At 72.7% G+C, this 12,767-nt stretch carries 10 protein-coding genes; 5 read left to right on the forward strand and 5 right to left on the reverse strand.

Annotated features, from left to right (window positions below):
• Positions 1-2 precede the first annotated feature (2 nt).
• The 3 genes from BLT21_RS10610 to BLT21_RS10620 are packed head-to-tail and all read left to right on the forward strand — an operon-like array spanning position 3 to position 3,825.
• Positions 3-830: a PP2C family protein-serine/threonine phosphatase gene (locus tag BLT21_RS10610; protein WP_091502255.1), complete on the forward strand. Its 828-nt coding sequence runs from the start codon at positions 3-5 to the stop codon at positions 828-830.
• Positions 830-2,170 carry an FHA domain-containing protein gene (locus BLT21_RS10615; protein WP_091501773.1) on the forward strand — a complete coding sequence of 447 codons (1,341 nt, stop codon included), beginning with the start codon at positions 830-832 and terminating at the stop codon, positions 2,168-2,170. Before BLT21_RS10610 ends, BLT21_RS10615 begins: the two co-directional genes overlap by 1 nt.
• A complete protein-coding gene (locus BLT21_RS10620) occupies positions 2,167-3,825 on the forward strand; it encodes a serine/threonine-protein kinase (protein ID WP_091501774.1) in 1,659 nt (552 codons plus the stop codon). The genes BLT21_RS10615 and BLT21_RS10620 overlap by 4 nt, the downstream gene beginning before the upstream one ends.
• A gap of 59 nt (positions 3,826-3,884) precedes the next feature.
• On the opposite strand, the gene BLT21_RS10625 is transcribed toward BLT21_RS10620, so the two are convergent.
• Positions 3,885-6,434, reverse strand: coding sequence for an MMPL family transporter (locus BLT21_RS10625; protein WP_091501775.1), 2,550 nt, complete (start codon positions 6,432-6,434; stop codon positions 3,885-3,887).
• A 112-nt stretch (positions 6,435-6,546) separates the two neighbouring features.
• On the opposite strand from BLT21_RS10625, the gene BLT21_RS10630 reads away from it, so the two are divergent.
• A complete protein-coding gene (locus BLT21_RS10630; protein ID WP_091501776.1) occupies positions 6,547-7,170 on the forward strand; it encodes a TetR/AcrR family transcriptional regulator in 624 nt (207 codons plus the stop codon).
• Here the strand turns inward: BLT21_RS10630 and BLT21_RS10635 are convergent.
• The 3 genes from BLT21_RS10635 to BLT21_RS10645 are packed head-to-tail and all read right to left on the reverse strand — an operon-like array spanning position 7,136 to position 10,358.
• Positions 7,136-7,591: a recombinase family protein gene (locus BLT21_RS10635; RefSeq protein WP_091501777.1), complete on the reverse strand. Its 456-nt coding sequence runs from the start codon at positions 7,589-7,591 to the stop codon at positions 7,136-7,138. The genes BLT21_RS10630 and BLT21_RS10635 overlap by 35 nt on opposite strands.
• Before the next feature lie 46 nt (positions 7,592-7,637).
• A complete protein-coding gene (locus tag BLT21_RS10640; protein WP_091501778.1) occupies positions 7,638-9,338 on the reverse strand; it encodes a cation:proton antiporter in 1,701 nt (566 codons plus the stop codon).
• A gap of 15 nt (positions 9,339-9,353) precedes the next feature.
• On the reverse strand, positions 9,354-10,358 hold the full coding sequence (locus tag BLT21_RS10645) for a malate dehydrogenase (protein ID WP_091501779.1): 1,005 nt from the start codon (positions 10,356-10,358) through the stop codon (positions 9,354-9,356).
• Positions 10,359-10,618: 260 nt separating this feature from the next.
• On the opposite strand from BLT21_RS10645, the gene pip reads away from it, so the two are divergent.
• Positions 10,619-11,596 carry a prolyl aminopeptidase gene (pip, locus tag BLT21_RS10650; protein WP_176786894.1) on the forward strand — a complete coding sequence of 326 codons (978 nt, stop codon included), beginning with the start codon at positions 10,619-10,621 and terminating at the stop codon, positions 11,594-11,596.
• A gap of 49 nt (positions 11,597-11,645) precedes the next feature.
• Here pip and BLT21_RS10655 read toward each other — a convergent pair whose 3' ends face one another.
• Positions 11,646-12,644 (reverse strand): LacI family DNA-binding transcriptional regulator, encoded by a 999-nt coding sequence (locus tag BLT21_RS10655; protein WP_091501781.1) that lies wholly within the window; start codon positions 12,642-12,644, stop codon positions 11,646-11,648.
• Positions 12,645-12,767: the final 123 nt, after the last annotated feature.

The following is a 12,767-nucleotide window of genomic DNA, read 5'->3' on the forward strand; positions in this document are numbered from 1 at the left end:
CGATGTCGGTGCGCACGGGCCACGGCTCCGCGACCCACGCGGGACTCCGCGGCCGAGCCAACGAGGACTCCTATCTCGCCGCCGCCCCCGTGTTCGTCGTCGCGGACGGCATGGGGGGCCACGAGGCCGGCGCGCGCGCGAGCGCCGCGGCCGTCGCCGAGTTCGAGCGGTTCGTCGGCGCGACCGAGGTGTCGAACCGCGACGTGCGCGCCGCGATAGAGCAGGCGCGCCGCAACATCGACGCCCTCGCGACCGGCGAGCGGGCCGCGGGCACGACCCTGACGGGCGTGGTGCTCACGCGCGTCGGCGCGGCCGGATACTGGCTGGCGCTCAACATCGGCGACTCGCGCACGTATCGGTGGGCGAGGGGCCGGCTCGAGCAGATCAGCGTCGACCACTCGGTCGTTCAGGAGCTGGTGGACTCCGGCCGTATGGATGCCGAGACCGCCGCACGGCACGCGCGCCGCAACGAGATCACCCGTGCGCTCGGCGCCGGCAGCACCGGACACGCGGACTTCTGGATGCTGCCGGCCGAGCCCGGCGACCGCATCCTCGTCTGCTCGGACGGTCTGTCGACCGAGCTCGACGACGACCGGATCGCCCGTATCCTCGACGAGGAGGCCGAGCCGCAGGACGCCGCCCAGCGTCTCGTCCACGAGGCGCTGCTGCACGGCGGCCGCGACAACGTCACCGTCATCGTGGTCGACGCGCACGGCGACGGCGACGGCGGCGACGATGACGACGTCTACGACACCGTGCCGTCCGAGAGATCCGACGACGCAGACACAGACACCCGGCCGCGTGCGGCGGCCGCAGGGGGGAGAACCTGATGGTCGAGGTCCGCTACGTCCCGGCGACGGGCGCTGAGCACTGGCGCGTCGCGCTCGCTCCGGCCGCGGCCGTGGCGCTGCCCGCGAACGTCTCGATCCCCACGGTCGAAGCCGTGTGGCGTCGTCTCGAGGAGCGCGGCATCGGTGCCGTCATCGAGGCGCTGACCGGCGCGTTCGGCACCTCGCTCGCGGCCATCCCCGATTTCGTCCTGGCGATCGTCGAGGCCGACGGCCTCCGCGTCGCCGTGCGCGGACCGGTCGAGCTCGTCGTCGAGACCGAGTCGGGCCCGCTCTCGGTGTCGGGCCGGGGCGTTTCGACCTGGGCCGAGAGGCACATCCCGGGTGTGCGTCGCGCGTCGGCGCTCTTCGCCGAGTCGGCCGACGAGACCTCGTCTCTGCCGTTCGTCGAGGGGGTCGTCGCGGCAGACTCCGTGACGGTCGACCTGACCGGGGCACGGCCCGGTTCTCGCCCCGCGAGCCCGTTCGTCGCGGTCGTCCCGCCCCCGGCGCCGGTCGCTGCACCGCCCGCGGTCCCCGCACCGCCCGCGGTCCCCGTGGTCTCGGCGCCGGCTCCCACCCCGACCGTCCCGACGGGCCCGACTCCGCCGCTTCCCGCCGCCGCGACGCCCGCCGCCGCGGACGCCGACGCGGCCCGACCGGACGACGACGACCCCGAGGCCGCGGAGTCATCCGCCGACGACCTCCCCGGAGCGGAGACGTACATCCCGGCCGGAGACACCGCTGCGGCGGAGGAGCACGCCATGATCTGGGGCGAGACGATCGTCCGCCCGACGGTGCCGGCCGAGCCGGAGCCCGCCGAGGAGCCCGCGCTCCCCGCGGACGACGCCACCGTCGTCTCCGCCACCGCCACCACGGCCTCGGTCGCGCCCGTCGGCGACCATGACGGCGAGACCGTCGCGGTGGCCGACATCCGCAATGCGCGGCGTGGAGAGCCCGCGGTCTACGAGTCCACCGACGCGGTCCCCGCGCGACGACTGCCGCGCGGGCGTATCCGCGTGTCGGACGGGCAGGTCGTCGAGCTCGACGACACCGTCATCGTCGGACGCCGGCCCCGCTCGTCGCGATCGAGCGGCGACACTCTGCCGACCCTGATCGCGGTCGAGAGCCCCGAGCAGGACATCTCGCGCAACCACGTCGAGATCCGCGCCGAGGGCGAGCACGTGCTCGTCGTCGACCTCGACACCACGAACGGGTCGGTGCTGCTCCGCGGCGGCCACGATCCCGTGCGCCTGCACCCGAACGAGCCGACGATGGTCGTCACGGGCGATGTGCTCGACATCGGCGACGGTGTCACCATCACCTTCGAGAACCTGCCGTGAGCGCGAAGCGGCCGCCGGCTCCGCCGCCCGAGCTGCCCGGCTTCACCTACCTCGAGCTGCTCGGATCGGGTGGTTTCGCCGACGTCTACCTGTACGAGCAGCAGCTTCCCCGCCGCAAGGTGGCGGTGAAGGTCCTGCTTCCCGAGCGGATGGCGGGGGGTTCGGCCGAGCAGTTCACCGCCGAGGCCAACGTCATGGCGATGCTCTCCACGCACCCGGCGATCGTCACGATCTACCAGGCGGGTCTCGCCGACGATCAGCGGCCTTACCTCGTGATGGAGAACTGTCCGCGACCGAACCTGCAGGTACGGTATCGGGCCGCGCCGTTCTCGGTCGCGGAGGCGCTGCGGGTGGGTATCCAGGTCGCGGCCGCCGTCGAGACCGCGCACCGCGCCGGCATCCTGCACCGTGACATCAAGCCGGCCAACATCCTCGTGACCGAGTACAACCGGCCGGCGCTCACGGACTTCGGCATCGCGACGACGACCGACAGCGCGGATGAGACCGCCGGTATGTCGATCCCGTGGTCGCCGCCGGAGGCGTTCGGCGAAGGATCCGACTCGGGCGTGCGCACCGACGTCTACGCGCTCGGCGCCACGATCTACACGCTCCTGGCGGGCCGTTCGCCGTTCGAGGAGCCGGGCGGGCGCAACGGTGCCGCCGATCTCATCCAGCGCATCGAGTCGCAGCCGGTCGCGTCGCTCGAACGTGCCGACGTGCCGCCCTCGCTGCAGCAGGCCCTCGTACGGGCGATGGCGAAGAGCCCGGCAGCGCGGTTCGACAGCGCCGTCGCCTTCGCACGAGCCCTGCAGCGCGTGCAGATCGAGCTCGCCCACTCGGTGACGCCGATCGACATCCTCGACGACTCGCCCGAGGCGGAGGAGGACGAGGATGCCGACGGCGAGCTGACCCGCGTGCGCGGCATCGTCAGCATCGAGCCGACGACCTCGCCGCCCGCCGGGTCGACGCGGCGCAAGGCGACGTCGGATTCTGCGTCCCCTTTCGCGCCCGCCGGTCCCGGATCACCGTTCGCACCGGCCGCGCCCGACGAGACCGTGCTGCGCCCCTCGGCCCGGGCGGGGCAGGACTCGACGGTGCGGCGCCCCCGCACGGTCGAGCCCGCCGCCGATCAGACGGTGCAGCGCGGTACGGCATCCGCCGCCCGTCCGGCCGCCACCACGGCGGACGTCGAGCACACCGAGCCCGACACCGATGGGACCGCCGCCGCGCCGCCGCCGGCGAACCGCTCGCGGATGTGGCTGTGGATCTCCCTGGGCGCCGCCGCCGCGGTCGTGGTGGCCGTGGTGCTGATCGCCAGCATGCTGCAGCCCACCACGCCCGCCGAACCCCAGGCCAGCGACACCCCGAGCAGCGCACCGCAAGACCCGCTCGCCGGGTTCGTGCCCCGCGTGGCCGATGTGGCCGGGGCCGTGTCGGGTGCCGAGGTGGTCTTCACGTGGTCGAACCCCGACCCCGCCGACGGCGACTCGTACCTCTGGTATCCGGTGACCCTCGACGGCGCCGGCAGCCCGCAGCGCGTCGAGGACACGACGGTGGCCGTGCCTGCCGACCCCTCGGGTCGCACCTGCATCGAGGTGCAGCTGGTGCGCGAGAACGGCGGCGCAGGAGACGCGGTGCGCGGCTGCACGCCCTGACCGGAGGCTAGGGTGTCGCCCCTCGCCGGCGTCCCGGTCCGGCTGTGCCGGCGCGCGGATCAGTCGTGGTGAGCGGGGTGCCGTCGTTCGAGTGCGGAGCCCTCGACGTCGACGTTGGGGATGATGCGGTCGAGCCAGCGCGGGAGCCACCACGCGGCGCCGCCGAGCATGTGCATGATCGCCGGCATCAGCAGCATCCGCACGACGAACGCGTCGAACAGGACGCCGAGTGCGAGGCCGAGACCGAAGGACTTGATGATCACGGCCTCCGAGGTGATGAAGCCGGAGAACACCGAGATCATGATCACGGCTGCCGCGATGACCACGGTTCGCCCGGCCCGGAAACCCTGTGCCACGGCGAGACGCGGGGCGGCGCCGTGCGCCCATGCCTCGCGCATCCCTGTCGTGAGGAAGAGCTGGTAATCCATTGCGAGGCCGAACAGGATGCCCACGAGGATCACGGGCAGGAAGCTCAGGATCGGGCCCGGGTTGTGGACTCCGAAGAGACCGCCGAGCCACCCCCACTGGAAGACGGCCGTGACGGCGCCGTAGGTCGCGAGCAGGGACAGCACGAAGCCGAGCGTCGCGACCAGGGGCACCAGGAGCGACCGGAAGACCATCACCATGATGAGGAACGACAGGCCGACGACGACGACGAGGTAGACCGGCAGGACGTCGGCCAATCCCTCCGAGATGTCGATGTTGATGGCGGCGGCGCCGGCCACGCCGAGATCGATGTCGCCGTTGATGGGAGGCAGAGCCCGCAGGTCTCGCACCAGCCGCTCCGTGGACACCGCGTTCGGTCCCTCGGCCGGGATGATCTGGAAGGCGGCCAGCGTGCGGTCCTCCGACACGGCGACCGGGGCCACCGCGACGACGTCGTCCTGCGCGAACAGCTCGCGAGCGATGTCGAGCTGCAGGCCCGGGGCGTCGTCGGCGGTCGTGCCCTCGGGCAGCGTCGCCGTGATCAGCAGGGGGGCGTTCGCTCCCTCGCCGAAGGCCTCCTCCGTCCACGTGAACGCCTGGTACCCGGTGGAGTCCGCCGCCTCGGAGCCGCCGTCGGGCAGGCCCAGGCGCATCGACATGGCGGGGATCGCGATGACCAGGAGCGCCACGGTCGCGATGAGGATCGTGGCGACGGCCCGCACGGTGGACATCGGACGCACGGCGCGGGCGGGGGCCGCCGCCGCCGAGCCCGCACGACCGCGACCACCCTCCGCGGCCGCGGCGGGGGCGGCGAGCCGGGCGCGCGCCCGACGGCCGAGCACGCGCATGCCGGCCAGGCCCAGGAGCGCGGGCGTGAGCGACACCGCGATGAGGACGGCGACGAGGACGCTCACCGCCCCCGCCGTGCCCATCAGCCCGAGGAACGGGATGCCGGTGATGTTGAGAGCGAGGAGCGCCACGATCACGGTGGAGCCCGCGAAGACGACGGCGTTGCCCGCCGTGCCGTTCGCCAGGCCGATGGACTCCGTCACGTCGGCTCCTTCGAGCAGCTGGCGGCGGTGGCGGTAGAGGATGAAGAGGGCGTAGTCGATGCCGACCGCGAGTCCGAGCATCACTCCCAGGAACGGGGTGACGGAGGCCATCTGGATCACTCCGGAGAACGACAGCGTCGCCATGGCGCCGATCGCCACGCCGATGACGGCGGTGATGATCGGGAAGGATGCGGCGAGCAGTGAGCCGAGGACGACCACGAGGACGATGCCGGCGACGGCGACACCCACGACCTCGCCGACCCCGAAGATCTCGGGGATGCCCTGCGAGATCTCCGTGTTGAAGGCGACGTCGGTGCCGGCCACCGGCTCGCTGAAGTGGGCGACGACGGCCTGCTTCGACTCCTCCGGCAGTTCGAGGCGCGGCTTGTCGAACGACACGTTGACGATCGCGGTGCTGCCGTCCTCCGACACCAGGCGGATGGCGTCCGCGAACGACAGCAGCTCGGCGCCGTCCTCGAGCTGCGCCTCCTGCGCCGAGATCTGCTCGAGTCCGTCGGTCAGCTGAGCCTGCTGCTCCTGCAGCACCGACCGCTGCTGGTCGAGCTGCGCCTGCTGCGCGTCGAGGGCGGCGAGCTGAGCGGTCTTCTGCGCGTCCGGCAACGGAGCCGCTTCGAGCTGACTGCGCGCGGCGTCGAGCTGCTGCTGTCCGGCCTCGAGCTGGGCCGCGCCGGCGTCGAGCTGCTGCTGGCCCGACTCGGCCTGCGCGCGCGCGTCCGCGAGCTGCTGACGACCGTCGCCGAGCTGCTGTCGCTGCTGCTCGAGCTGCTCCTGCGTCGCGAACGGATCGGTGGCCTGCGCGACATCGGGGAGGGTGCCGGCGGAATCGACGAGAGCGGTGATCTCCGACTTCTGCGCATCCGAGAGGGCCTCGCCGTCGTCGGTGCGGAACACCACGGTCCCCGCTGCCCCCGCGAAGTCGGGCAGCTCGTCCTGGAGGTCGGCGATGACGTCCCCCGACGCCGTTCCGGGGATGTCGAAGCTCGAGCTCAGGCCCTTGAACCCGATGAGGAAGCCCCCGGCCACGACGCCGGCGATCACCAGCCACGCGACGACGACGGTCCAGGCCCGTCGCGCCGCGAACGTACCCAGACGGTGCAGCAGCTCGGCCATGCGGTGTTCCTTCCCTGCGGTGCGCGCAGGGGAGCACCGTCGGCTCCGACCAGTGCCAAAAAGATAACACGGACCGTCTCGTCTTCTGCTCCGATGGTCGAGAATATGGGACATGCCTCTCAAACGCAGCGGTCCGGTTCGCAGTGAGGCCGCCCGCCTGGCCATCCTCGAAGCGGCGGGCGAGCTGTTCGCCGAGCGCGGCTACGAGCACCTCACGATGGAGGGGATCGCGCGGCGCGCGGGCGTGGGCAAGCAGACGATCTACCGATGGTGGCCCCACAAGGGCGACGTCATCGCCGAGGCGCTCCTCGAGGGGCGGCTGCTCGAGCGCCACCGTGACGTGCCGAACACGGGCGACGCGCGGGCGGATCTCGCGACCTGGCTCGCCGACCTGTTCGCCCTGCGTGCGAGCGCCGACGGCGAGGGGCTCCTGCGATCCCTCGTCGCGGCCGCGGCCGGCAGCGCCGAGACGGGACGTCGGCTGCGTGCGGAGGTCCTCGCCGCCCCGCTGATGACACGACTGTCCGAGGCGCTGGGCGGGACGACGGGGAAGACGCTCGAGGCCGCAGCCGACGCACTGCTCGGCGCCGTCATCCTGCGCGCACTGAGCCGCGAGGAGTTCGAGCTCGACGACATGCTGCGCCTCGTCGACGTCATCCTCGGGCGCGCCGACCGCGACGAGGCGCCTTCCGAGACGGGCCTCAGGCCTGGCGGGAGCCGAGCACCTTCACGATGACGGAGCGGCGGCGGAGCTCGGCGATCGTCCGGGTCTCCTCGTCGGCGTCGCGACCGAGCGCATGCACGTCGGAGACGACGACGACATCGCCCGCGGTGAGGTGTCCGAACAGTCGCGACAGGCGCTCCTGCCAGCTCTCGCCGGTTTCGGGAGCCGGGTGGCGGAAGCCCTCGATCGGCACGCCGAACTGCGCGAGCGCATCGCGCTGGGCGACGATGCTCGGCATGTCGTCGCGAGACACGACGAGGCCGACGAGTCGGGCGCCGGCGGGACGCGCCGCCCACCACTCGGGGCTCGGTTGCAGGGCGGCGAAGCTGTCGGGCAGCCCGTCGGCGACGGCATCAGGCAGCGCGATCGTGCGCGTCTCGGCGTAATCGGCGGCCGGGCGCGCGGTCCGGTCGCCGTCGGTCGGGGTGCTCACCCTCTCATTGTCGCTGACGCGAGAACCGTTTTCAGCACGAGTTCGCTCAGAGGTCGTTCCGGCGCATCTCGAGGCTCACCTGCTGCGCGTCCAGACGACGCTGCGACTCCCGCAGCACCTCGGACGAGTACGCCCCCTCACGCGACAGTTCGAGCAGTCGGGCCCGCATGGCGCCGATGAGCAGCAGCTGCAGCTCGCGAGCCTGGCTGCCGGCGTCATCGTCCGCCGCGTGCTCGAGGCGTCGCCGGGCGATCGACAGTGTGCGCGTGTCCCACCGGCCGCCCTCATCGAGGGCGAGCGCCGGATCGCCGAGGCGATCGATGGCGGCGGTCCGCAACTCGGCATCGAGCGCCGCCTCCTCTTCGCGGAGAAGCGAGGTGTCGGCGGCGGCGCTCGGGATCCGCAGGATCCGGACGAGCCCCGGCAGGGTGAGCCCCTGCAGCAGCAGGCTGATGACCGCGACCAGGAACGCCGTCAGGATCAGCAGCTCACGCTCGGGGGTGTCGCGCGGCAACGTCTGCGCCGCGGCGAGGGTGACCACGCCGCGCATGCCCGCCCACACGATGATCGTGCCGTGCTTCCAGCCGAGCGGCGACGCCTCGTAGTAGTCGAGGTCGTTGAAGGCGCGGGTCACCCGGCTGCGCATGCCCTGCAGCCGGCGCCGCGTCGCTCCGGGGTCGCGCCCCCGGCCCGCGAAGTCGGGCGGCAGACTGTCGAGCCGCTCGGAGATCTGCTCGAGCCGGTCGCGCTGGTGGCTGCGGGCCCGGCGGCCCTGCACGAAGATGAGGCCGGCGACGTAGGCGGCGCGGATCACGAGGAGGATGGCGAGCGAGGCGAGGGCGAGCAGGATGGCCTTGCCCGGGCCGTTCTGCTGCTGCACGTTGTCGTCGAGGATGCCGCGCAGCTCGAGCCCCATGATGAGGAAGACGCCGCCCTCGAGGACGAGCTCGACGGTGCGCCAGTTGATCTCGTCCGACACCCGTTGCTCGGCTGTGAAACGCCGGGCGGCGCCCTGGCCCGTCGTGATCCCCGCCGCGACCGCGGCGACGAGGCCCGATCCGCCCAGGTGCTCGGTGGGGAGGTAGGCGACGAACGGCACGATGAAGCCGAGGGCGGTCGCCGCGACGGTGTTCATGCGGGCGCGGATCCGCAGGTTGAGCCCGCCCACGAGGACGCCCACCACGACCGCGGCGACGATCCCCCACACGAAAGTGCCGACCGTGTCGGCGAACGCGAATCCACCCGCGACGGCCGCGATGGCGCTGCGGAGCAGCACGAGCGCGGTCGCGTCGTTGATGAGGCTCTCGCCCTCCAGGATGGTCACCACCCGCGGCGATATCCCGAGACGTTTCACGATCGACGTCGCGACGGCGTCGCTCGGACTGAGCACCGCGCCGAGTGCGACGGCGAGCGGGAATCCCAGCTGGGGCAGCACGAGCGTCAGGAACCCGCCGATGGCGAGCGCGCTGATCACGACGAGGGCGACCGCGAGTCCCGAGATCGACGGCAGGTCGCGACGGAACTCGACCGCGGGCAGCCGCACGGCGGCGGCGTACAGGAGCGGGGGCAGGACGCCGACGAGGATCAGCTCGGGGTCGACCTCGAAGTCGTCGAGGATCGGGAGCCACGACGCGGCGAGTCCGATGGCGACGAGGATCAAGGGGCCGGCCACGCCGAGACGCTTCGACAGCGACGTCGAGACGGCGATGGCGACGACGCCGAGGATGAGTCCGGGCAGCAGCTCCACGATGCGGGGGCCGTCTCAGATGATGCCGAGGCCGCGGACCGCCTCGCGCTCGTCGACGAGCTCGGCGACCGAGGCGTCGAGGCGGGCACGGCCCCGTTCGTCGAGATCGAGGCCGGCGACCACGCGGTAGCCCGACCCGTCGCTCGTCACGGGGAACGAGCACACGAGACCCTCGGGCACGCCGTACTCGCCGCGCGAGACGACTGCCGCGGAGGTGCGGCGTCCCGCCGTCCCGAGCACGTCGTCGCGCACGTGGCGGATGGCCGCGTTCGCGGCGGAGGCCGCCGACGACGCCCCCCGCACCGCGATGATCTCGGCACCGCGCTTCGCGACGCGCGGCACGAACTCGTCGTCGAGCCAGGCGTCGGCGGCCTCCGCGCCGCCGACGCGCTGGGCGAGCACCTCGAGCGCGGGCCGACCGCCGACGGTGGCCGAGGAGATGTCGGGGAACTGCGTCGCGGAGTGGTTGCCCCAGATCACGACGCCGTCGATGTCGGTGACGGGTGCCTCGAGGCGCGCCGCGAGCTGCGCGACGGCACGCTCGTGGTCGAGCCGGGTGAGCGCACTGAAGCGGTCGGCGGGAACGCCCTCGGCGGCCGACGCCGCGATGAGCGCGTTCGTGTTCGCCGGGTTGCCGACCACGAGAACGCGCACATCGGATGCGGCGGCCGCGGCGATCGCGGCGCCCTGCGGCCCGAAGATCCCCGCATTGGCGGCGAGCAGGTCGCTGCGCTCCATCCCGGCCGCGCGGGGGCGCGCTCCCACGAGCATCGCGATGTTCGCGCCGGCGAAGCCCGTCCGCGCGTCGTCGGTGACCTCGACCGACCCCAGGAGCGGGAAGGCGCCGTCCTGCAGTTCGAGCGCGGTCCCCTCGGCGGCCCGGACGCCGTCGGGGATCTCGAGCAGGCGCAGGTTCACAGGCCGATCGGGTCCGAGCATCTCGCCCGACGCGATGCGGAACAGCAGGGCGTATCCGATCTGGCCGGCGGCGCCGGTGACGGTGACGGTGGTGGCGTCCATGTCCCGACTCTATTCCTGCCCGCTCCGGCGTCCGCGAGGGGGCGGCCGTGCGTGATCGGATACAAGGGATCCGATCCGACCCCCCGTGATGGGTGCCGCATGGCCGGGGTGTCGCGGCTGATCCCTTGCATCGCGAGGTGGTGAACCGAACACCGGCGACGCGGATACCGGATCACCGCCGTGCGGCGATGCGGCCCGCGACGACGCCACCGGTACCGTGAACGCATGACTGAACGCGACCGCGGAGCCGCACGGTGAGCGTGTCGGCCGCGCTGGCCGACATCCTGTACCCCGAGATCGAGCCGTACGACACCGGGTTCCTGCTCGCCGGCGACGGACAGCGCGTCTACTGGGAGCAGTCGGGCAACCCCGAGGGCAAGCCGGTCGTGTTCCTCCACGGCGGCCCGGGCGGCGGAACCGCGGCCTGGCACCGGCGCTTCTTCGACCCCGAGGCCTATCGCATCATCCTGTTCGATCAGCGGGGATGCGGTCGGTCGACGCCGCACGCGAGCGATCCCGCAGCCGACCTCCGGTACAACACGACGTGGCATCTCGTCGCCGACATCGAACTGCTCCGCCGTAATTTCGGCATCGACCGGTGGCAGGTGTTCGGCGGGTCGTGGGGCTCGACACTGGCTCTGGCGTACGCGCAGTCGCATCCCGACGCCGTGTCCGAGCTCGTGCTGCGCGGCATCTTCACGCTGCGTCGCCATGAGCTCGAGTGGTTCTACGAGGGCGGCGCCGCGGCGCTGTTCCCCGATCTGTGGGAGGACTACCTCGCGCCCGTCCCCGTGATCGAGCGCAGCCGGCTGATCGAGGCCTACCACCGTCTCCTCACCGACCCCGATCCCGCCGTGCACGTTCCTGCGGCGCAGGCCTGGACCCGGTGGGAGGCCTCGACGGTGACACTGCGGCCCGACCCCGAGCTGGTCGCCGGGATGACCACGGCCGCCTCGGCCACGGCCTTCGCGCGCATCGAGAACCACTACTTCATCAACGGCGGCTGGCTGCGCGAGGGTCAGCTGATCGAGGATGCCGCGTCGGGCCGCCTGCGCAGCATCCCCGGCGTCATCGTGCAGGGGCGCTACGACGCGTGCACGCCGCCGATGACGGCGTGGGACCTGCACCGTGCCTGGCCCGAGGCGGAGTTCGTCTTGGTCGACGACGCGGGCCACTCGGCGGCGGAACCCGGCATCGCCGCCGCGCTCGTCGCCGCGACCGACCGCTTCGCCCGCTGACCCTCGCGAGGACGTACCGGTCTCGCGAGCGCACACCGCTCTCGGTGCGTCATCGCGTCGAGAGTGCGTTCTCGGCGGTACGGGCGGCGTCCTCCGCCGCCGGCCAGTGCACCGAGACCGACAGACGGCGCCGCTCGGGACCGGAGGGCGGCGACGTGAGCATCGGCAGCAGCGCGGCCATCGCCTCGCGCCCGAGCTCGTCGCCGTCGACGTCGATCGCCGGCACATCATCGGCCCCGATCGCCTCGGCGACCAGGCGTTCGGCGCTCACGACGATCTCGCCGGGCGAGGCGACCCCGCGGGCGCGCAGCGCGAAGACGAGACCGAGGCCGATGGATGTCGCGTAAGGGACGACGGCGGTCGCGCCCGAGGCGATGACCGCGTCGGCCGTCGCCACGCCCGCGGCGAAGGTGGCGGGGAACGGCCCGAATGCGCTCAGCTCGACCCGGTCGCCCACCGCCGCGGCGATCGCGGCGGAGCGCTGCCGGTCCTGCCATGAGCCGTCGGGCCCGCCGAGGTAGACGATGCCGCGATGACCGGCGTCGGCGAGACGCGTCGTGAGCTCGGCGAAGGCGCTCGCGGTGTCGGCGACGATCGACGTCATGCCGTCGATCTCGCGGTCGACGAGGACGGTGGGCCCGAAGGCGCCCGCGGCGCGGACGATGTCGTCGGGGCCGCGCGGTGCGACGAGGATGCAGCCGTCGACCTGCCGCGCGAGCCGCTCGAGCTCGGCGAGCCCCTCCCCGTCGTCGAGGCGATGCACCGCGACGGTGAGCTGGAGGTCGGACTCGCGGGCACGGGCCTGCGCCCCCGCGATGATCGGCGTGAAGAAGGCGTTGTCGAGGGTGGGGACGACGAGGGCGACGATGCCGCTGCGGCCGCGGGCCAGATGACTGGCCGCCCGGTTGGCGATGAAGCCGAGCTCCGCGGCGGCCTGACGCACGCGGGCGACCGTCTCGGGGGCAACGAGGTCGGCGCGGCTGAGGGCACGGGATGCGGTCGACTTCGACACTCCCGCCCGCGCGGCGACATCGGCGAGGGTCGTCACCGAGCTCCCTTCGTCCCGCCGTTTCCGGTGCCCGGCGGTCCGCTCATCCTACTGAGCCGGAGCAACCGGTTGCGTCCGCGTCATCGCGCGGTTTTACACGGTGTTTACACGAATGGTCGCGAT

This window comes from Microbacterium sp. cf332, assembly GCF_900102175.1.
In the GTDB taxonomy this organism is placed as follows: Bacteria; Actinomycetota; Actinomycetes; order Actinomycetales; family Microbacteriaceae; genus Microbacterium.

Bases quoted from the DNA above. Each gene is read 5' to 3' on its own strand.
- BLT21_RS10610 (WP_091502255.1), top strand. From the start codon at position 3: ATGTCGGTGCGCACGGGCCACGGCTCCGCGACCCACGCGGGACTCCGC.
- BLT21_RS10615 (WP_091501773.1), top strand. From the start codon at position 830: ATGGTCGAGGTCCGCTACGTCCCGGCGACGGGCGCTGAGCACTGGCGC.
- BLT21_RS10625 (WP_091501775.1), bottom strand. From the start codon at position 6,434: ATGGCCGAGCTGCTGCACCGTCTGGGTACGTTCGCGGCGCGACGGGCC.
- BLT21_RS10630 (WP_091501776.1), top strand. From the start codon at position 6,547: ATGCCTCTCAAACGCAGCGGTCCGGTTCGCAGTGAGGCCGCCCGCCTG.
- BLT21_RS10645 (WP_091501779.1), bottom strand. From the start codon at position 10,358: ATGGACGCCACCACCGTCACCGTCACCGGCGCCGCCGGCCAGATCGGA.